The 18,774-nt window shown below is 70.8% G+C and carries 17 protein-coding genes; 14 read left to right on the top strand and 3 right to left on the bottom strand.

Annotated features, from left to right (window positions below; genetic code table 11):
* Positions 1-16: 16 nt before the first annotated feature.
* Positions 17-1,165 carry an FAD-dependent monooxygenase gene (locus tag R6V09_RS11445; RefSeq protein WP_317881268.1) on the bottom strand — a complete coding sequence of 383 codons (1,149 nt, stop codon included), beginning with the start codon at positions 1,163-1,165 and terminating at the stop codon, positions 17-19.
* Between the two features lie 117 nt (positions 1,166-1,282).
* Here R6V09_RS11445 and R6V09_RS11440 point away from each other — a divergent pair, with 117 nt between their 5' ends.
* The 5 genes from R6V09_RS11440 to R6V09_RS11420 all read left to right on the top strand — a co-directional run bounded on the left by R6V09_RS11440 (position 1,283) and on the right by R6V09_RS11420 (position 6,284).
* Positions 1,283-2,185, top strand: a complete 903-nt coding sequence (locus R6V09_RS11440) for a LysR family transcriptional regulator (RefSeq protein ID WP_317881267.1) — start codon at positions 1,283-1,285, stop codon at positions 2,183-2,185.
* 145 nt (positions 2,186-2,330) lie between these two features.
* Positions 2,331-3,269 (top strand): VOC family protein, encoded by a 939-nt coding sequence (locus R6V09_RS11435; protein WP_317881266.1) that lies wholly within the window; start codon positions 2,331-2,333, stop codon positions 3,267-3,269.
* Between the two features lie 46 nt (positions 3,270-3,315).
* On the top strand, positions 3,316-4,257 hold the full coding sequence (locus tag R6V09_RS11430) for an MBL fold metallo-hydrolase (protein ID WP_317881265.1): 942 nt from the start codon (positions 3,316-3,318) through the stop codon (positions 4,255-4,257).
* Positions 4,258-4,274: 17 nt separating this feature from the next.
* Positions 4,275-5,090 carry a 3-keto-5-aminohexanoate cleavage protein gene (locus R6V09_RS11425; RefSeq protein WP_317881264.1) on the top strand — a complete coding sequence of 272 codons (816 nt, stop codon included), beginning with the start codon at positions 4,275-4,277 and terminating at the stop codon, positions 5,088-5,090.
* 51 nt (positions 5,091-5,141) lie between these two features.
* Entirely contained in the window at positions 5,142-6,284 is a 1,143-nt protein-coding gene (locus tag R6V09_RS11420; protein ID WP_317881263.1) for an alpha/beta hydrolase family protein, read from the top strand.
* Between the two features lie 227 nt (positions 6,285-6,511).
* On the opposite strand, the gene R6V09_RS11415 is transcribed toward R6V09_RS11420, so the two are convergent.
* A complete protein-coding gene (locus tag R6V09_RS11415) occupies positions 6,512-7,366 on the bottom strand; it encodes an IclR family transcriptional regulator (RefSeq protein ID WP_317881262.1) in 855 nt (284 codons plus the stop codon).
* Positions 7,367-7,562: 196 nt separating this feature from the next.
* On the opposite strand from R6V09_RS11415, the gene hsaA reads away from it, so the two are divergent.
* The 6 genes from hsaA (at position 7,563) to R6V09_RS11385 (ending at position 13,574) form a co-directional block, all read left to right on the top strand.
* The gene (gene hsaA, locus R6V09_RS11410) at positions 7,563-8,732 is read left to right on the top strand and encodes a 3-hydroxy-9,10-secoandrosta-1,3,5(10)-triene-9,17-dione monooxygenase oxygenase subunit (RefSeq protein ID WP_317881261.1); all 1,170 of its coding nucleotides are present in this window, start codon (positions 7,563-7,565) and stop codon (positions 8,730-8,732) included.
* A 49-nt stretch (positions 8,733-8,781) separates the two neighbouring features.
* On the top strand, positions 8,782-9,294 hold the full coding sequence (locus R6V09_RS11405) for a flavin reductase family protein (RefSeq protein WP_317881260.1): 513 nt from the start codon (positions 8,782-8,784) through the stop codon (positions 9,292-9,294).
* Between the two features lie 3 nt (positions 9,295-9,297).
* Positions 9,298-10,299 carry a fumarylacetoacetate hydrolase family protein gene (locus R6V09_RS11400; RefSeq protein ID WP_317881259.1) on the top strand — a complete coding sequence of 334 codons (1,002 nt, stop codon included), beginning with the start codon at positions 9,298-9,300 and terminating at the stop codon, positions 10,297-10,299.
* Positions 10,296-11,234, top strand: coding sequence for a VOC family protein (locus R6V09_RS11395; protein ID WP_317881258.1), 939 nt, complete (start codon positions 10,296-10,298; stop codon positions 11,232-11,234). Before R6V09_RS11400 ends, R6V09_RS11395 begins: the two co-directional genes overlap by 4 nt.
* Before the next feature lie 70 nt (positions 11,235-11,304).
* On the top strand, positions 11,305-12,261 hold the full coding sequence (locus tag R6V09_RS11390; protein WP_317881257.1) for an amidohydrolase family protein: 957 nt from the start codon (positions 11,305-11,307) through the stop codon (positions 12,259-12,261).
* An 8-nt stretch (positions 12,262-12,269) separates the two neighbouring features.
* Positions 12,270-13,574 carry an amidohydrolase family protein gene (locus tag R6V09_RS11385; protein WP_317881256.1) on the top strand — a complete coding sequence of 435 codons (1,305 nt, stop codon included), beginning with the start codon at positions 12,270-12,272 and terminating at the stop codon, positions 13,572-13,574.
* A gap of 29 nt (positions 13,575-13,603) precedes the next feature.
* Here R6V09_RS11385 and R6V09_RS11380 read toward each other — a convergent pair whose 3' ends face one another.
* Positions 13,604-15,106 (bottom strand): IucA/IucC family protein, encoded by a 1,503-nt coding sequence (locus tag R6V09_RS11380; RefSeq protein ID WP_317881255.1) that lies wholly within the window; start codon positions 15,104-15,106, stop codon positions 13,604-13,606.
* Between the two features lie 37 nt (positions 15,107-15,143).
* Here R6V09_RS11380 and R6V09_RS11375 point away from each other — a divergent pair, with 37 nt between their 5' ends.
* The 3 genes from R6V09_RS11375 to R6V09_RS11365 form a co-directional block, all read left to right on the top strand.
* Entirely contained in the window at positions 15,144-16,712 is a 1,569-nt protein-coding gene (locus R6V09_RS11375) for an IucA/IucC family protein (RefSeq protein ID WP_317881254.1), read from the top strand.
* Positions 16,713-16,721: 9 nt separating this feature from the next.
* The gene (locus R6V09_RS11370; protein ID WP_317881253.1) at positions 16,722-17,987 is read left to right on the top strand and encodes a VWA domain-containing protein; all 1,266 of its coding nucleotides are present in this window, start codon (positions 16,722-16,724) and stop codon (positions 17,985-17,987) included.
* Positions 17,987-18,774: hypothetical protein (locus tag R6V09_RS11365; RefSeq protein ID WP_317881252.1), on the top strand; the 788-nt coding region annotated here is incomplete at its 3' end. The genes R6V09_RS11370 and R6V09_RS11365, both read left to right, overlap by 1 nt.

The raw sequence follows: 18,774 nt of genomic DNA, 5'->3' as shown, positions 1-18,774 counted from the left end.
GGCGATCGCGTCCGGATCAGAACGGCTGGTTGAGAATGCTCTCCGTCTGTCTCATCTGGTCGGGCAGAGCCTCCCGCAGGTGCGCGACGGCGTGGGGCAGGGTCTCGGCCGTGATGGCCATCTCCCCCATCAGGATCTGGTGGGACACGTCCTGGACGAGGCCCACCCGCTCACGACGGCGTTCCATGAACGCCCCCAGCGTGGCGCCGACGGTGCGGTCCGGTGCGTCGAGTTCCTCGGCGAGGACGACGGCGTCCTCCAGGGCCATGCCCGCGCCCTGCGTGAGATGCGGGGCGCACGCGTGCGCGGCGTCACCGAGGACGATCACGCGACCCTTGAACCACGGGGCGGGCAACACCACTTCGCTCAGCGGGCTGTAGACGACGGCGTCGGACGCGGTGATGACGTCGCGCAGTTCGCCGACGAGCCCGCCGTAGCCGGCGAGGCGCTCGACGAGCATGTCGGCCTTGCGGTCCTCCGGTATCTGCGGGTTGCCGGGTTCGGGGGTGACATGGAGCAGGTACATGCTGTCGGCGCTGAGCGGGATGACGCCCGCCTTCGTGCCGTCGCCCTGGAACAGCATCGTGTGCGTGACGTCCGCCGGGCGGGGCATCGTCAAACGCCATACCGAGTAACCGGTGAAGACGGGGTCGTACCCGGTGCCGAACAGCCGTCGGCGCAGGCGTGAGCGCAGTCCTTCGAAGCCGACCACGAGGTCGTACGTCTCCGTCCGGTGGTCGGAGAAGGTGACGCCCACCCGCTCCCCGGTGTCGACGAGGTCCTCCACCTTCGTCCCGTACGTGATCTTGACCCCGGCCCGCTCGGCCGCCGCCGTGAGGATGCGGTGCAGTGCGCGCCGGGACAGGGCCACGTTCGCGGGAACGTCGCCGCCCAGGGCGGACGGGCACTCGACGATACGGGCGCCCTGCCAGTCGTAGAAGGACGTGCGGTCGAAGGGGAAGCCGGTCGCGAGGACCTCGTCGAGTACGCCGAGGGAGCGCAGTGCGCGCAGGGAGTTGGCCGGCTGGTTGATGCCGACGCCGAGGACCTCGGAGTTCGGGCGCTGCTCCACGACGTCGACCTGGACGCCGCGCCGGGCGAGGGCGGTGGCGGCTCCGAGGCCGCCTATGCCCGCCCCACTGATCAGGACTCTTGTCACCTGCATGTTCGCCGCCTCACGTCATTGTGGTTCGAGCAGGGTGACCGTATGACGCCAGTCACAATGTTCCAAGCGATTCCTTTTGATGCATAGGATCGATGTGAGTGATGCGAGGAGGTCGGTGTGGGGTTGGACGGTGTGGATCTGAACCTCCTGCTTGCACTGGACGCGCTGCTCGTGGAGCGCAGTGTGACGCGGGCGGCCGAGCGCATGTACGTCGGGCAGCCGGCGATGAGCGCGTCGCTGGGGCGGCTGCGCAAGCACTTCGACGATCCGCTGCTGGTCCGTGAGGGCAGGGCGCTGGTCCCGACGCCCCTGGCGCTGTCCCTGGCCCCGCTGGTGCGTGAGGCGGTGGCGGCCTCGGAGGCGGTGTTCCGGCGCTCGCGGGGGTTCGACCCGCTGGCCGACCGACGCTCGTTCACCATCATGGCCAGCGACTATGTCACGCTGATCCTGCTGCGTCCGCTGCTCGCGAAACTGGCCGAGGAGACGCCGCTGCAGCGGGTGAACGTCGTACCGGTACGGAGCGATTTCGGCGAGCAGCTGCGCAAGGGCGACATCGATCTGCTGGTGCTGCCGACCGAGATCGCCGGGTCCCTGGCCGTCCCCCACCGCCATCTGTTCAACGACCGCTACGTCCTGATCGCCGACCCGGACAACGACGCGGTGGGGGCCACGGTCGACGTGGACCAGTTCGCCCAGTTGCCCTACGTCGCCTACAGCGCCGGCCCGCTGCCCTCGATCGCCGAGTCCCAGCTGGACTCGCTCGGCATCGCGCGGCGGGCCGAGGTGAGCACGCAGAACTTCGTCATCGTTCCCTTCCTGGTGACCGGGACCCGCTTCGTCTCGCTCGTGCACGAGAAGCTGGCCCGCCACTTCGCCGGGCAGGTCCGGCTGCGGGTGCTGGAGGCTCCCGCTCCGCTGCGCCCGATCAGCGAGGCGCTGTTCTGGAGCCCGCGGAACACGCACGACCCGGCGCACACCTGGCTGCGGGAGCGGATCTCGAAACTCGCGGCCGATCTGTAGATCGACACTGCCGATCGATGCCGTCGATCGATGCCGTCGATCCACCTCATCGACATCAATTGTTTTTGATGCCGGCCGGCTGTGCGTAGCGTCGAGACGCGCTCACAAGGATGTGCGGCGTACGTCTCACGCTGGAGCAGCCTTCATGGACTTCTCGACGTCCCCGCACTCACCGATCACCCACCTGCGGTACGTGGCCGTCGCCGTACCGGACTACGCGGCGGCGGTGGAGTTCAACGGCGGGGTGTGGGGTCTGCGACGGGTCGCGGACGACCGGAAGGTCTCCTTCTTCGCCGCGGCGGGCAGCGCCGAGCAGTACATCCTGCGGGTGCGGTACTCCCCGGAGAAGCGCCTGGACCTGATCGCCTTCGGCGCCGAGAACGCGGCCTCGGTCGACGCCCTCGCGGAGCGTCTCATCGCCGCCGGCGTCCGCGTCGACCGTGAGCCCGGCGCGCTGGACACTCCCGGCGGGGGCTACGGGTTCCGGTTCTTCGACCCCGAGGGCCGTCTCATCGAGGTCTCCTGTTACGTCGAACAGCGCACCGCGCGCCTGCTGGAGCCGCGTGAGTCGATACCGCGCAGGCTCAGCCATGTGGTGATCAACAGCACGGACATCGCCGCCACCAAGGCGTTCTACGAACGGTACTTGGGGTTCCGGCTCTCCGACTGGCTGGAGGACCACATGTGTTTTCTGCGGACCCGGGTCGACCACCACATCCTGGCGATCAGTTCGGGCCCACATGTGGCGCTCAACCACATCTCGTTCGAGATGCGTGGCATCGACGAATACATGCGCGGCTCCGGCCGGCTGATCCGGCACGGCAACGACCCGCTGTGGGGTCCCGGCCGGCACGGCGCCGGCGACAACACCTTCACCTACTTCCTGGACCCGGGCGGCAACGTCGTGGAGTACACGACCGAGCTGGAGAAGATCCACGACGACGCGTCCTGGGTCCCGCGCCGCTTCGAGGCCACTCCCGAGGCCGCCGACCAGTGGGGCACGGGCGGGCTGATCACCGACGCGATGATCCCGGCCATGTTCAACGAGCCCGACAAGGGGCTGTGGACCCCTTCCCCGATCTGACCGACTGGGACTCCAGCCGGAGCACGTCCCTCTCGAAGGAGCCGCAGTGAGCACGGTCCACCACGACGTCCCGCATCTCCCGCCGCCCCGGACCGAAGAGGTCAGCGACGGGGTGTTCGCCTACATCCAGCCCGACGGGAGCTGGTGGATCAACAACACCGGTTTCCTGGTCGGCCGTCGCGGGGTGATCAGCGTCGACGCCTGCTCCACGGTCCGCCGTACGCGCGCGTATCTGGGGGCCATCTCGGCGGTCACGTCGCAGCCGGTGCGCACGCTGGTCAACACGCATCACCACGGCGACCACACCTTCGGCAACCATCTCTTCTCCGGCGCGACGATCGTCGGGCACGAGGCGACCCGCGCGGGCATCCTCGACTGGGGCGAGCCGAGGTCGGCGCCGTTCTGGACCGAGGTCGACTGGGGTGACGTCGTCCTCGAACCGCCCTTCCTCACCTACACGGAGTCGGTGACCCTCTGGTCCGACGAGCTGCGTGCCGAGGTGTTCCACGTCGGCGGTCCGGCCCACACGACGAACGACTCCGTGGTGTGGCTGCCGGAGCGGCGGGTGCTGTTCAGCGGCGATCTGCTGTTCAACGGCGGTACGCCCTTCCTCGTGCAGGGATCGGTGGCGGGGGCGATCCGGGTTCTGGAGGAGGTCGTCGAGCCGCTGGGCGCAACGACCATCGTGCCGGGCCACGGCGGGGTCGCAGGGCCGGAGTTGATCGACGAGACGCTCGGCTATCTGCGGTTCGTCCAGGCCGCCGCCCGCGACGGCGTCGCCGCCGGGCTGACCCCGCTGGAGACCGCCCGCGCACTGGACCTGGGCGGATACGGCGAGTTGCTCGACCCGGAACGCATCGTCGGCAATCTGCACCGCGCGTACGCCGAGGTGGCGGGCGGCCCGCTCGGCCGACGTCTGGACGCCCCCACCGCCCTCGCCGACATGGTCGCCTTCAACGGCGGCCGTCCCCTTTCCTGTTACGCCTGAACCACCCCGGAGCCGCCATGACCGCCGTCATCACCGTCGCCCCGACCGGACCGATAGCCACCAAGGCGGACCATCCCGGGCTCCCCACCCGGCCGGAGGAGATCGCCGCGGCCGTCGCCGAGGGTTACGCGGCCGGTGCCGCCGTCGCCCACATCCATCTGCGCGACGAGCACGACCGCCCGACCGCCGATCTCGCCATCGCGCGGCGGACGATGGACCTGATCCGCGAACGCTGCCCCGTTCTCATCCAGTTGAGCACCGGGGTCGGCCTGGACGTCCCGTTCGCGGAACGTGAGGCGCTGGTCGAACTCCGGCCGCGCATGGCCACGTTGAACCCCTGCTCCATGAGTTTCGGCGCCGGAGAGTTCCGCAACCCACCCGACGGCGTACGGCGGTTGGCCGCGCGGATGCGCGAACTCGGGGTGAAGCCGGAGCTGGAGATCTACGACACCGGCCATCTCGACGCCTGTCTGCGCCTCCTGGACGAGCAACTGCTGGTCGAACCACTGCAGTTCAGCATCGTGCTCGGGGTGCGCGGCGGTATGGCGGCGACGGCGCGGAACCTGATGAGCATGGTCGACCGGCTCCCCGTAGGCGCCGTCTGGCAGGTGATCGCCATCGGCCGGGCCAACCTCCGTCTCACCGCGATCGGCCTGGCCCTGGGCGGCAATGCCCGCGCCGGACTGGAGGACACGCTCTATCTCCGCAAGGGCGAACTGGCCGCCGGGAACGAGCCGTTGGTCAGCCGGGCCGTGGCGCTGGCGCACGCGCTGGACCGTCCGGTGGCCGATGTCGGGCGGGCCGAGGCCCTGCTCGGTCTCGGTGAGCGGTAACGGCGAGCAATAACGGCAAGCAGTAGTCGCGAGCAGCAGAGGAGCACCGTCGTGTTCGAGATCTTCCCCGGCAACTACCCCTGGAACCTGGCGGTCAACATCGCCCTGAACACCGGAGCCCACATCACCGAGGTCGCCGAGGCGTGCGCGCCGGTGCTGGAGGCGTCGGGTGCGGGCGAGGACTCCGGTACCGAGCAGTTCTTCCGGTCCTGGACGGCGCTGGCCGACCGTCTCGTGGAGCGGGCCGAGGAGACGGAGGCCGAGGGGTACGCGCTCACCGCGGGCGCCCTGTTCGCCCGGGCCTCGGTGTACTACCTGACGGCCGAGCGACTGCAGAGCCGCCATTACACGCCACGCCGGGACGCCTACCGCAAGATGCTCGACTCCTTCGGGAAGGGCATCGCGCTCGGCCGGCAGAACTGCGTGAAGGTCGAGATCCCCTACGAACACACCAGCCTGCCCGGCCTGTTCGTCGCGGCCGAGGGCGTCACCGGACCGGCGCCGTGCATGGTGCACTACAACGGCCTCGACAGCACCAAGGAGATGATCCACGGCTCGGGCATCGCCCATGAGCTGGCCCGGCGTGGCGTCTCCACCCTGATTGTCGACCATCCCGGCACCGGCGAGGCGCTCCGCCTGCGGGATCTGCCGGGGCGGCACGACAGTGAACACTGGTCGGCCTGCTGCGTCGACTGGCTGGAGGGCCGCGGCGACGTCGATCCGGAACGCATCGGGGTCATGGGCTGGTCGCTGGGCGGCTATTACGCCCCTCGCGCCGCCGCTTTCGAGAAGCGGTTCAGCCTCTGTGTCGCCTGGGGCGCCAACTACAACTGGGGCGAACTGCAGAAGCGCCGGCTGGCCCGTGAGGGCAGCCGTCCTGTTCCGCACTACTGGGACCACGTCCAGTGGGTGTTCGGCAAACAGAGCCTTGAGGAATTCATGGCTTTCGCGCCGAGCATGAGTCTCGTCGGTGTGACCGAGGAAATCACGGTTCCCTTTCTGATCACCCATGGTGCGGGCGACCGCCAGATTCCCCGTGAATACGCCGTCGCCCAGTACGAGACGGCCGTCAACAGCCCCCGGCGCGAACTCAAGTGGTTCACCGAACGCGAGGGAGGCGTCGAACATGTCAGTGCCGACAACATGCCGGCCGCCACCGGATTCATCTCCGACTGGGTCGCCGACACGCTGTGAGCGTGCGTGGCGGGCCGGTCTCACCGCATGGCCGTCGCCGGTCGCGGACGACAGGTACGTCTCCTTCTTCGCCGCGGCGGGCGGCGCCGAGCAGTACGTCCTGCGAGTGCGGCACGCCCCCGGAAGCCTCTGGACCTGATCGCCTTCGGTGCGCAGAACGCGGCCTGCGTCGCCCCCCTCGCGGAGCGGCTCGTCGCCGCCGGTGTCCACGTCGGCCGCCGGCCCGCTCACTCCCACTCGCTGAACCGCAGCCAGGCGAGCACGGTGGCGGTGTCGCCGCTCTCGGCCGCGAGCCCGGTGTCGGCGGGGTGGGTCTCCTCGAATCGCCGCCCGGCGTCGAAGAGCGAGGCCCACACCGCCCGGGCGCACTGACCGGCCTGGTGGGCCATGCGCTTGAGGTCGGCGTGGCCCACCGTCCTCGACAGCGAGACGGCGGCCAGGGCCCGTCCCGCCCCGCGCAGCGGCGCCGCGACGCAGGTCACGCCGTCGAAGCACTCCTCCTGGTCGCAGGCCACACCCTGCGTACGGACTCTGGCCAGCTCGCCGCGCAGCGCGTCGCCCCGGGTGATCGTCGAGCGGGTGCGTGGAGCCAGGTCGCCCGCGAGCAGTTCCTCGACCGTGGCCGCGTCACCGAAGGCCAGCAGGGCCTTTCCGGCCGCCGTGCAGTGCGCGGGCAGCCGGCCGCCGACCTGGTAGCCGATCGAGGACCGCCTCGGGTCGCCGATCTGTTCCAGACACAGGACGTCCCCCTTGTCCAGCACGGACAGATGGGCCCAGTGGCCGGTGGCCTGGTGCAGCGAGATCAGGTGCGGCAGGGCGGCGCGCCGCAGCCGGTTGTGGTGGGAGGCGAAGGCTCCCAACTCCAGCAGCCGCAGGCCCAGGTAGTACTTGCGCCCCTCCTTCCCGAGCCAGCCGATCTGGACGAGCTGGTCCAGCAGCCGGTGCACGGTCGTCTGCGACAGCCCGGAGTGGCGCACCACATCGGTGAGTCCGAGGGCGGACCGCTGCCCTTCGAACGCGCTCAGAATCAGCGCCGCTTTCTCCAGCAGGGGCAGTCCGGAGGTATCCGCGTCAGACGCCATGAACGCTCCCGATTTCCGGAGGCCGGTATTTCCACTCACCGGAAGAATACATGTTTTCCGGTGAGCGGAAGAAAGGCAGTTCACAGCGCATGCGAAATCCGTAGTCTCGCCAACAGCTCGCATCGACATCCCGCATCGACATCCCGCGGCGACGAGCAAATACCTCCATTCACAACGACGTTCTTGGAGAAGGCACATGAGCGAACAGGACGTACTCGCGGCGGTCGTACGGATCCTCCCCGCGATACGCGAGCGGGCGGCGGAGACCGAGGCGCGCTGCTGCGTGCCGGAGGCCACGATCAAGGAGCTGACGGAGACCGGCTTCTTCCGGCTTCTGCAGCCCCGCCTCCACGGTGGTCTCGGGGCCGATCCGGTCGTGTTCCTGGACTGTGTACGGCAGCTCGGCCGCGCGTGCGGATCCACCGGCTGGGTCGCCGGCGTACTGGGCGTCAACGCCTGGCAGTTGGCCCTCTTCGCGCCGCGGGCCCAGGAGGACGTCTGGGGGCCGGACCGTGACGCGCGGATCTGTGTGTCCCTGGCGCCGGTGGGCCAGGTGACCCAACTGGCCGACGGATACCGGCTGTCGGGGCGGTGGAGCTTCTCCTCGGGGAGTGATCACGCCGACTGGGCGATGGTCGGCGCCATCGTGCGCGACGGCCAGGGCAAGCCCCTGGAGATGCGCACCTTCCTGCTGCCCGGCTCCGACTACCGCGTCGACCGGGTGTGGGACACCGTCGGGCTGCGCGGCACCGGCAGCAACGACCTGATCGTGGAGGACGTCTTCGTCCCGGCGCACCGGACGCTCGGCGCGAGCCAGATCGCCGACCGGAACCGGCCGGGCCACGCCGTGAACCCCGAGCCGGTGTACCGCCTCCCCCTGGGCTCGCTGTTCACCTCGTCCATCTCGGCACCCATCGTCGGGATGGCGGAAGCCGCCTACGAGGCGTACCTCACCGCGATGCGGGCCCGGGTCCGCGCCTCCGGGGGCGGCCCCGTCGCCGAGGACCCCTTCGCGCAGGTCCGGGCGGGCCGGGCGGCGAGCGAGATCGACGCGGCCTGGCTGCAGTTGAGCCGCAACATCGCCGATCTCCACGACTGGGCCGGCCGCGGGGAGCAGCCCCCGATGCGGCTGCGCACCCGGCTGCGCCGCGACCAGGTGCTCGCCACCGAGCGGGCGGTGACGGCCGTCGACCTCTTGATGGAGAACGCGGGCGGCGGAGCGATGCGCACCGGGGACAACGTCCTCCAGCGGGCCTGGCGCGATGTGCACACCGGCCGCGGACACATCACCAACGACCCGGAGAAGGCACTCGTGCTCTTCGGCCGGGAGGCGTTCGGGCTGGACGTCAGCGACCCGATGCTGTGACACCCCCGACGACGAACCGACCCCACTCGACTCCCGCGCAGGAGGGATCATGACCGACCAGATCACCGGGCCCGGCCCCGGTCGCACCATCGACCAGCACGAATTCCGCGCCACCATGGGCAACTTCGCGTCGGGGCTGACCGTCGTGGCGGGCCTCGACGAGACGGGCCGGCCCATCGGCCTGACCTGCCAGTCGTTCTCCTCGCTCTCCGTCGAACCGCCGCTGGTCCTGGTCTGCATCGGCCTGGGATCGACGAGTTGGCCCCTGCTGGAGCCCACCGGCCGCTTCGGCATCAGCATCCTCGCCGAGGAGCAGCAGGACGTCTGCGCCGCGCTCGGACGGCGCTCGGACGACAAGTTCGCCTCCATCCCCTGGCGGGCCGGCGAGAGCGGATCGGTGTACGTCGAGGGCGCGTTGGCGACCATCGACTGCCGGATCGCCGCCATCCACGAGGCCGGCGACCACCGTGTCGTCATCGGCAGGGTGATGGACCTCGAAGTCCGCGAGGACGGCGCGCCGTTGCTGTTCTACCGCGGCTCCTACAGCAAAGGAGCGTTCTGAGTCATGCCCGAACTCGCCTCGTTCACCGGCCCGTTCGCGCTGGGCACCTTCTCGTTCGCCGGCACCGCCCCCTTTCCCGGGCTGGTCGTCGATGGCCTCGTACTCGACCTCAGTACCCTGCCCGCACCGCTCGGCGCGCCGACCACCCGCGCCCTGCTGGAGGACTGGGACCGGGCTCTGCCGATCCTGCGCCGCCTCGCCGCCCGTACCGACGACGGGAGTTGGCTGCCGCTCGCGCGACTGCGCGTCCACCCGCCCGTGGAACCGCGCCAGATCCTCCAGGCGGGCGCCAACTACCGCACGCACGTGGTCGAGTTGACCCTCATCCACCGTGCGGCCGACGACTCCCGCACCGAGGCCGAAGCCCGCGCCGAGGCCCATGCCGAGGTCGACCGCCGCGCCGCCGAGGGCGAGCCGTACGTCTTCACCGGCCTGCCGTCCTCCCTCACCGGCGCCTACGACGACCTCCCGCTTCCCGGCTGGTCCGAGCAGGTCGACTGGGAACTCGAACTCTGCGCGGTCATCGCCCGGCCCGCCTACCGGGTCGGCCCCGAAAAGGCCCTCGATCACGTGGGCGCCTACACCATCGCCAACGACATCACCGCACGTGACGCCGTCTTCCGCGCCGACCTCGGACCGATCGGCGTCGACTGGCGGCGCGGCAAGAACCTGCCCGGCTTCACCCCGCTCGGCCCGTACCTCGTCCCGTCGGACCACATCGGCGTCCCGGACGACCTCCGCGTCACACTGCGGCTCAACGGCGAGGTGAAGCAGGACGAATCCACCAAGGACATGCTCTTCGACGTCGCCAGGCTCGTCTCCTACGCCTCCCAGACCACCCAACTCCTGCCCGGGGACCTGCTCCTGACGGGCAGTCCGGCGGGCAACGGCATCCACTGGGGGCGGCTGCTCAGGGACGGCGACGTGATGGAGAGCACCATCTCCGGGCTCGGCGGCCAGCGCACCCGGTGCGTCGCCGAACAGGACCGAAAGGACACCCCATGACCCAGCGCCTGCTGACCCACCTCCGCCACGTCGACCTCGCCGTCCCCGACTACGACCGTCAACTCGCCTTCTACACCGGGCCATGGGGGCTCGTCCCGGTCTCGGAGGACTCAGGCATCTCCTTCCTGGCCGCCGAAGGCTCGCCCGAGCAGTACGTGGTGCGGCTGCGCAGGGCCGAGGACAAGCGGCTCGACCTGATCTCCTTCGGCGCCGCGACCCGCTCCGACGTGGACACGCTCGCCGAGCAACTCCTCGCCGACGGCGTCCAGTTGGTCTCCCGCCCGGACACGCTGCGGACACCCGGCGGCGGCTACGGCTTCCGGTTCTTCGACATCGACGGCCGTACGGTCGAGATCTCAGCGGAGGTGGAGACCCGCACACACCGCAGGATCGAGGAGCGGGAGGCCATTCCCGTACGGCTCTCGCACATCGTGGTGAACTCCCCCGACATCGGCGCCACCCGCGACTGGTACGAACGGCACCTCGCGTTCGCGCTGTCCGACGCGATCGGCTCCCCGCGCACCGGCGACCTCATGAACTTCATGCGGATCAGCTCCCAGCACCACACCCTGGGCATCGCGGCGGGCCCGCACACATCGGTGCACCACGTCTCCTTCGAGATGCGCGGACTCGACGAGTTCATGCGCGGCACCGGACGGCTGCTGCGCGCCGGCGCCCGTATGACGTGGGGGCCGGGCCGGCATCTCGCCGGGGACAACACGTTCTCCTACTTCCTCGACCCGCACGGCAACACCGTCGAATACACCACGGAGATGGAGGAGTTGGACGAGGACAGCTGGCACCCGCACAGCTACACCTTCATGGACGAGGAGGTCAGCGACCAGTGGGGCACGGCGAACCCGATGAACGAGGTCGTCGCCAAGGAACAGCACAACGACGTCGACCGAGGCGTCTTCGTGGCCCCGCCCGTCTGAGACCGGCACCGCACCCGCGCCCACCGGACCCGCGCCGACCGTACGCTCTCCGACCCTGGAGCCCTCGTTCATGAAACTCATCGCCCTGGAAGAGGCGTTCGCCCTTCCCGACGTCCTGGCCCGAAGGCCGCTCACCAAGACCCCGACCTCGCACGACCTCCTCGACCTGTGGAACCGCCGCCTGGTGGACTTCACCGAGGAACGGCTGCCGCTGATGGACAAGCACGGCATCGACGTCCAGGTCCTCTCGCTGACTGTGCCGGGGATCCAGGGACTGACGGATCCCGGCGAGGCCGTAGCCGAGTCCCGTCGTGCGAACGACTTCCTCGCCGAGGTCGTCGCCCAACACCCGGACCGCTTCAAGGGGTTCGCCGCCGTACCTCTGCAGGACCCGCGGGCCGCCGTGGTGGAACTCGAACGGGCCGTCACCGTCCTCGGGTTGAGCGGAGCGCTCGTCAACGACCATACGGGCGGCCACTATTACGACGAGCCGCGCTTCGACGTCTTCTGGGACAAGCTCGCGGAACTCGACGTCCCGCTCTATCTGCATCCCGGGGCGCCGCCGGCCGACCGGTGGCATCTCCTGAAGGGGCGCCCCGAGTTGGTGGGCCCCCTGTGGACATGGGGCGCCGAGACCGCGGGGCACGCGCTGCGGCTGGTGCTGGGCGGGGTCTTCGACCGTCACCCGCGGGCTCGGCTGATCCTCGGGCACATGGGCGAGGGCCTGCCCTTCCACCTCGCCCGGCTCGACTCCCGGTACGCGTGCCAGAGCGACCGGCCGCTGCGCCAAAGCCCCTCCGCGTACTTCGGCGACAACATCCGCGTCACCGTCAGCGGCGTGTGGTCGCACGCGGCCCTGACCGGCGCCATCGCCGAACTGGGCGTCGACGCCGTCATGTTCGCCGTCGACTACCCCTACGAGTCGACGGAGACGGCCGTCGAGTTCCTGCGCTCCGCGCCGCTCGGCGCCGAGGACCTGGAGAAGGTCGCCCACCTGAACGCCGCCCGCCTCCTCCGGCTGAACTGAGGTAACCCATGTCGTACAAGCCACAAGCAAGGACACTCATCCGCGGGGCGACCATCCTCTCCATGGACCCGGACGTGGGCGATCTCGACCGGGGCGACCTCCTCGTGGAGGGCAGCCTGATCAGTGCCGTCGGCCCCCGGCTCGAAGTCGCGGACGTCGACGAGGAGATCGACGGCACCGGCTGCGTCGTCGTCCCCGGATTCGTCGACACCCACCGGCACATGTGGGAGGCCCTGCTGCGCGGCTGCGCCCCGCACCACACGATCGACGACTACTTCGGTCACTTCCTGTGCGGGACCGCCCGCAACGTCTCTCCCCGGGACGTCCGTCTCGGCACCCTGCTGAGCGCCCGGGCGGCCCTGGCAGCGGGGGTCACCACCGTCCAGGACATCTCCAACATCCAGGACAGCCCGGAGCACACCGACGCCGCCGTGGAGGCGTTGCGGGAGTCCGGACTGCGGGCCGTGTTCGGCTACGGCAAGAGCTTCGTGCGGATGATGTCCGAGGGCAGCCGGCTCCCGGACGACGTCCGTCGCGTACGATCGCGGCTTCTCTCGGACGACGAGGCCCTGGTGACCCTCGCCCTCGTCACCGAGTCCGGGGACGACAACGCTGAGTGCCACAACCACGCGCTGGCCCGCGAACTCGGCGTCCGCACCGCCCGGCACGTCTCCGCGGACTACCCCGTCACCCGGCTGGCGAAGCTCGGCGCCCTGCTGCCCGGCACGACCTTCATCCACGGCAGCGGCCTGGACGAACAGGAACTGCGCGTCATCGCCGACAGCGGCGGCGGCCTGTCCATCGCACCCGCCGTCGAGCTGATGATGGGCCACGGCTACCCGCCCCTGGCCCCCGCGGCGGAGGCGGGCCTGCGGATCAGCCTCAGCGTGGACGTCGAGATCACCGCGCCCTGCGACATGTTCACGCAGATGCGGGCCGCGTACCAGGCCGCCCGCCACGGCCAGTCGTCCGCCGGCGGCACCCGTTCGGTCACCGTCCGGCAGATCCTGCGCTACGCGACACTGTCCGGCGCACAGACCCTGGGCCTCGGCGACCGCGTCGGCTCCCTCACCCCCGGCAAACAGGCGGACCTCGTCGTCCTGCGCGCCGACCGCCCCGATGTCGCGCCCGTCCTGGATCCCTACAGCACCGTGGTGCTGCAGATGGACCGTTCGCACGTCGACACGGTCCTGGTCGCGGGCCGGCCGGTCAAACGCTCGGGCGTCGACCTGAGCGACAGCGCCGACCTCCTGACCGAGGCACGGGAAGCGGCCGAGCGCCTGTTGAGCCTCTCGGCCCGGCAAGGAGGGTGACGGAGTTCTTGGTGTCCGACCACGTGACGTCAGTCGGCCAGCGGGTTGGGCACCGGCAGATAGCGCGCGTCGGCGCCGTCCGCGCCGGTCCAGCGCAGCAGCAGATTGGTCTTGCCCGGCAGGGTGGGTGAGGCGAGGAGCGCGGCGACCTCGGGAAGGTCGTGGCGGCGGGCCAGTTCGGCGCGGACGGCGGGCCAGGGGTCCAGCTTCGGGTGGCGCTCGGCGAGGACTCCGGCGACCTCGACGAGGTGGTTGACGACCAGGCAGTACACCAGCCGCTCCCACCCGGCGGCCCGGTCTACGTCCGACAGCAGTTTCACGCCCTCCGCGTCCCGGTACAGCGCCCGTACGGGTGTGCCGTCGCCGTCGACGGCGACCACCGTGTTCTGCAGATGCGCTTCGAGTACGACGCCGTGGTCGGCGAAGGCGCCCAGTGCGGGCGGTACGACCTGCCGCAGATACGCCTCCCACCAGGCCGCCGGGTCCGCCGTACCGTCGAGCGGGTTGCCGTCGAAGCCCTCCACCAGGGCCGCGGCGAGCAGCGGGGTGGTGCCGGGCAGGAGGTGGTCGCGCAGGCCGTCGCGGACCAGGACGGCGAGTTCCTCGAAGGCGAAGCCGGCGGTGCGGTAGCCGCGGTCGCTCAGCCAGCCGGCCGGGCCGTCCATCGCCGCGAAGGCGTCCCGGGCGGCCGTGTCGGTGCGCCGGAGTTTCAGCAGGTCGTGGCGCCAGAGCCGGCGTACGTCGTTGGTGATGCGCACGTCCAGGCTGAACTTGAGGAACAGGTCGTCGGCGGGGCTGTACACCGTGCGGATCGCGGCCGTCGGCCACATCTCGGTCGCGGTCGTGCCGAGCCGGATCAACCGGCCGTCCGCGAAGGCGTCGGCGAGGCCGGTGTCGACGAGGTCGAGCTGCCAGGGGTGCGCGGGCAGCAGCCGATAGCCGGGCGGTGCCTCGCCGAGCGCGTCCAGGGCCGATACGTCACCCTCCTCCACGACCGCGTCCTCGCGCAGCCCGAGCAGCACCAGCGGGAAGCGGGCGTACGCCTCCGGGGCGTAGGGCAGCCAGCCCGCGACGGGGCCGCCGCCGCGGGCCTTGGGCGCGGGATGGTAGGGATGGCCGGTGATCAAGGACTGTTCGGAGCGGAGATACGGGTCGTCGGGCGGCGTCGCACTCTCGCGCGCGGTGAGCAGCGCGGCGACGGCGTCACGGCTGTCGGTCATCTCGGCGGGCAGTTCGTGGTTGGACACTCCGGTGTGCCGGGTCAGTTCCTCGGCGACGAGTTTCACGAGTTCGGTGTGGTCGACGGGCCGCCAGTCGCCGTCCGCGTGCACCTCGGGTTCGGCGGGCCGTCGCTCGCCGCGCACCCGCAGCAGCCGGCCGCTCCCCGGCAGCCGGTACACCCGTCGCTCCCCGGGATCCGGGAGTGGCCGGGCCACTTCCCGGAGCAGACAGTTGAGCAGGGGCGCCGCCGCGTACGCGTCTGCGCGCTCCGCCGTGTCGGCGCCCGGAGGTGTGAAGTCGACGCGATCCATTCGTTCCCTAAGTCCGTGTCCGGCGATCGCGATCAGTATGTCTGTCGTCGTCACCGACCCTGACGCCCCGTCCGCACCCGAGGAGTCGACCGTGGACCGTCCCCCGCATCCCGAGGCCGAGGTGGCCGAGGAGCTCGCCGCCGTACGGCCCGACCTCCTGCAACGGTACGCGGCCGAGCTGCCCGGCGCCCGTGCGGCGGTCCTCACCCGGCTGTGGCGGGCGCTCGCCCACGAGCCGCTGCCGTGGATCACCGGCCGGGCACCGGGCCTGGTCCTACGGCTCTCCGGCGGCCGGACGCTGCACGGCCCGCCCGCCGATCCGTACGCGACCGACGCGTACGTCACCGTCGTCCACCTCGACGGTGTGGCCCACGACGATCCGGCGCGCCTGATGACCGACCTCGCGGTACCGCACGGGACGGCCTTCGCGGCCGAACTCGGGCACAGCGTGGCCTCGTTGGCGCTGTCCCGGGCCAACCAGCCCGCCCGCTCCGAGGAGTGGCCGGCGCACGACTGGGAGTGGGAGCAGCGGATCGTGGACGGGCATCCGTTCCACCCCAACTGCCGTTCCCGGCCCGGGTTCTCGGTGGCCGAGCAGCTCGCCTACGGCCCCGAGCACCGGCCTGTCGTGGAGCTCGGGTCGGTGCCGGTGCGGGCGGAGGAGTGTCTGCTGACCGGCGCGTGGCCGGACGAACTGCGGGACGCGGGGCGGCTGTTGATCCCGGTGCACCCGTGGCAGGCGGCACATGTGCTGAAGCGCGCGGGGGACGGTCCGGTGGACGCGCATCCGCTGATGTCGCTGCGCACGCTCGCCCTGGCGGGCGGTACACACGTCAAGACCGCGCTGAGCGCCCGGCTGACGTCCTCGGTGCGGGACATCTCGGTCTACTCGATCGGGCTCTCGGCGGCCCTGTCGGCGTTCGGGGAGTCCCTGGCGGCACGCTCGGACGGCCTGTTGCACGTCACCCGCACGCTGGGCGCCGCCACGGCCGACTCCCCCGACCTGGCGGCCGTGTTGCGGGAGTCGCCGCAGACGTACGCGGCCACGGAAGCGGGCGAGCGGGTGCTGCCGGTGGCCGCCCTCGCGACCACCGGCCTGCCCCGATCGCCCTCCTGGCTGGCCGAGTTCACGCGTCTCGCCCTCGTCGTCGGTCTGCGTCTGCTGGAGTCCGGTGTGGCCCTTGAGGCACACGGTCAGAACCTGCTGGTGGTGCTGGACCGGACGGGTGCCCCGGTACGCCTGGTCTATCGCGATCTCGCCGACATCCGCGTCAGCGCCAAGCGCCTTGCCCGGCACGGGATTCCGGTCCCGGAGCTGAGCGGACGGATCGTCACGGACGACGAAACGACCCTGCGCCGCAAGCTGTTCGGCTCCCTGGTGGCGGGAGCCCTCGCGGGTACGGCGGGTTCCGGTACGGCGCTCAGGGCGGCGCTGGCGACGGCCGTACCGGAGCTGGAGCGGACGCCCGACCTTCTCGCACTCCTCCAACAGCCGCTGCCGACCAAGGCGTTGACGCTGATGCGGCTGTCGCCGGAGCTGCCCGGGGACCAGTGGACGGTGCTGCCCAACCCGCTCGTTTTGGAGCCCGGTCCATCTGATCAATAGGATCCGGCGATGATCACAAGACAACGGCTGGCGGCGGGGATCTGTGCCCTGCTCGCCACCCTCACGGCCGGGGTCGCCTTCCCGGCCGGAGCGGTCGCCGACGAGACGGACTCCACGGCCTCCCCCAAGGTCGAACTCGTGCTGGACGTCAGCGGTTCCATGCGCGCCAAGGACATAGACGGCGAGTCGCGGATGGCCGCGGCGAAGCAGGCGTTCAACGAGGTGCTCGACGCGACACCCGAGGAAGTGCAGCTCGGCATCCGCACCTTGGGCGCCAACTACCCCGGCAACGACCGGAAGACGGGCTGCAAGGACACCGCGCAGCTCTACCCGGTGGGCACCCTGAACCGCACCGAGGCCAAGACCGCGGTCGCCACCCTCACGCCCACCGGCTGGACACCGATCGGCCCGGCGCTGCTGAAGGCGGCGGACGACCTGAACGGCGGTGACGGCACCCGCCGTATCGTCCTGATCAGCGACGGCGAGGACACCTGCCAGCCGCTGGACCCGTGCGAGGTGGCCCGCGAGATCGCGGCCAAGGGCATCGGCCTGACCATCGACACGCTGGGTCTGGTGCCGGACACCAAGACCCGCGACCAGCTCAGCTGCATCGCGGAGGCGACCGGCGGGACGTACACCTCCGTGCAGCACAAGGAGGAACTCTCCGACCGGGTCGGCCAGTTGGTCGACCGGGCCGCCGATCCGGTGGTGACCCCGGTCGCCACCGAGGGCGCCACCCAGTGCTCCAGTGCCCCGACCCTCAAGTCCGGGCTGTACACGGACCGCGAGGAGTTCGGCAAGCAGCGCTTCTACCGCGTGGACGTCGACCCGGGCCAGGAACTGCGCGCTTCGGTGAGCGTGGGCGCCGACCGCGAAGTGAACCCGGACTACGGGGTGTTGCTGCGGGCGGTCACCGTGCACGGCCGTGAGATCGTGCGCGGCGAGGGCACGGGCAACGGGCGTACGGACGTCGTCTCCACCGGGCTGCGCTACCCGAAGGCGGAGAGCGACGACGACAACGCCCCGGCGGAGACCGTGTGTCTCCAGGTCACCAACTCCTTCTCGGCGGCCTCCGGGGTGAAGACCACTCCCGGTCTGCCCCTCGAACTGACCGTGGACGTCGTGGACGCGCCCAGCAAGGCGAGCGACGTGGCCTCCTTCGGCCTCGGCCGCGGCTGGTGGCTGCTCGGCGCCCTCGTGCTGACCGGCTTCGTGGCGGGGCTGCTCTGGGGCTGGCTGTCACGCTGGCGTCTCGCGGTCTGGAGGACCAACTGATGCGGATCACACATGTGTTGAGCACGGCCCTGCTGATGGCGGGGCTGGCCGCGGGACCCGCGGTGGCGGACTCCTCGCCCTCCGCGACCCCCTCCGACGGCAGTTCGGCCCCCACTCAGGCCGGCACCTCCTTCCGTACGGCCACGGAACTCGACCAGGGCCAGCAGGCCACCGCGAGCGGCTCCACGGGTGACTACCTGTACTGGTCGTTCGCCGCGGACGCCGGTCAACGCCCCACCGTCAAGGCGACGGTGAAGCTCCCGGACACGCACGCGGGCGAGACCTGGCAGCTCGATGTCTACGACGGCCTGCGGCGCCGCCAGGCCTGCCAGTACGGGGCCGCGACGCGCACCGCCGCGCAGGGAACCGCCTCCCTGGACCTGGCGTGCACGCTGCGCACGGTCCGCGCCTGGTCGGAGCAGTGGGCCAACGACCCGCTGCCCGGCACGTATTACGTCCGGCTGACGGTCGTGGATCTCCAGTCCTCGGACCTGGGCCAGCCGGTGAGTACCGAACTGCGGGTGGACTCCAAGGACATCGGCGGTTCGGCGGCGGTGGACGGCTCGCTGGCACAGCCGCTGACACCGGGGATCGCGGTCAAGTCGACGTCGGACGAGGACAGTTCGTCGTCCACTTCGGCGGCGCTGTCGAGCATCGAGCCCGACGGCGGCTGGTCGTCCGGCTGGTGGTCCGACCGCTGGGTGTGGACCGCCGTGGGCGGTGTGCTGGCCGCGCTCGCGGGCATCGGCGGGTACGCGCTGACGCGCGGGTCGGGACGGCCGCGCCG

This window comes from Streptomyces sp. W16, from assembly GCF_033194735.1.
Classification (GTDB): domain Bacteria; phylum Actinomycetota; class Actinomycetes; order Streptomycetales; family Streptomycetaceae; genus Streptomyces.
The sequence above is the reverse complement of the archived record's forward strand: the minus strand, read 5'-3'. Positions and strand labels throughout refer to the sequence as shown.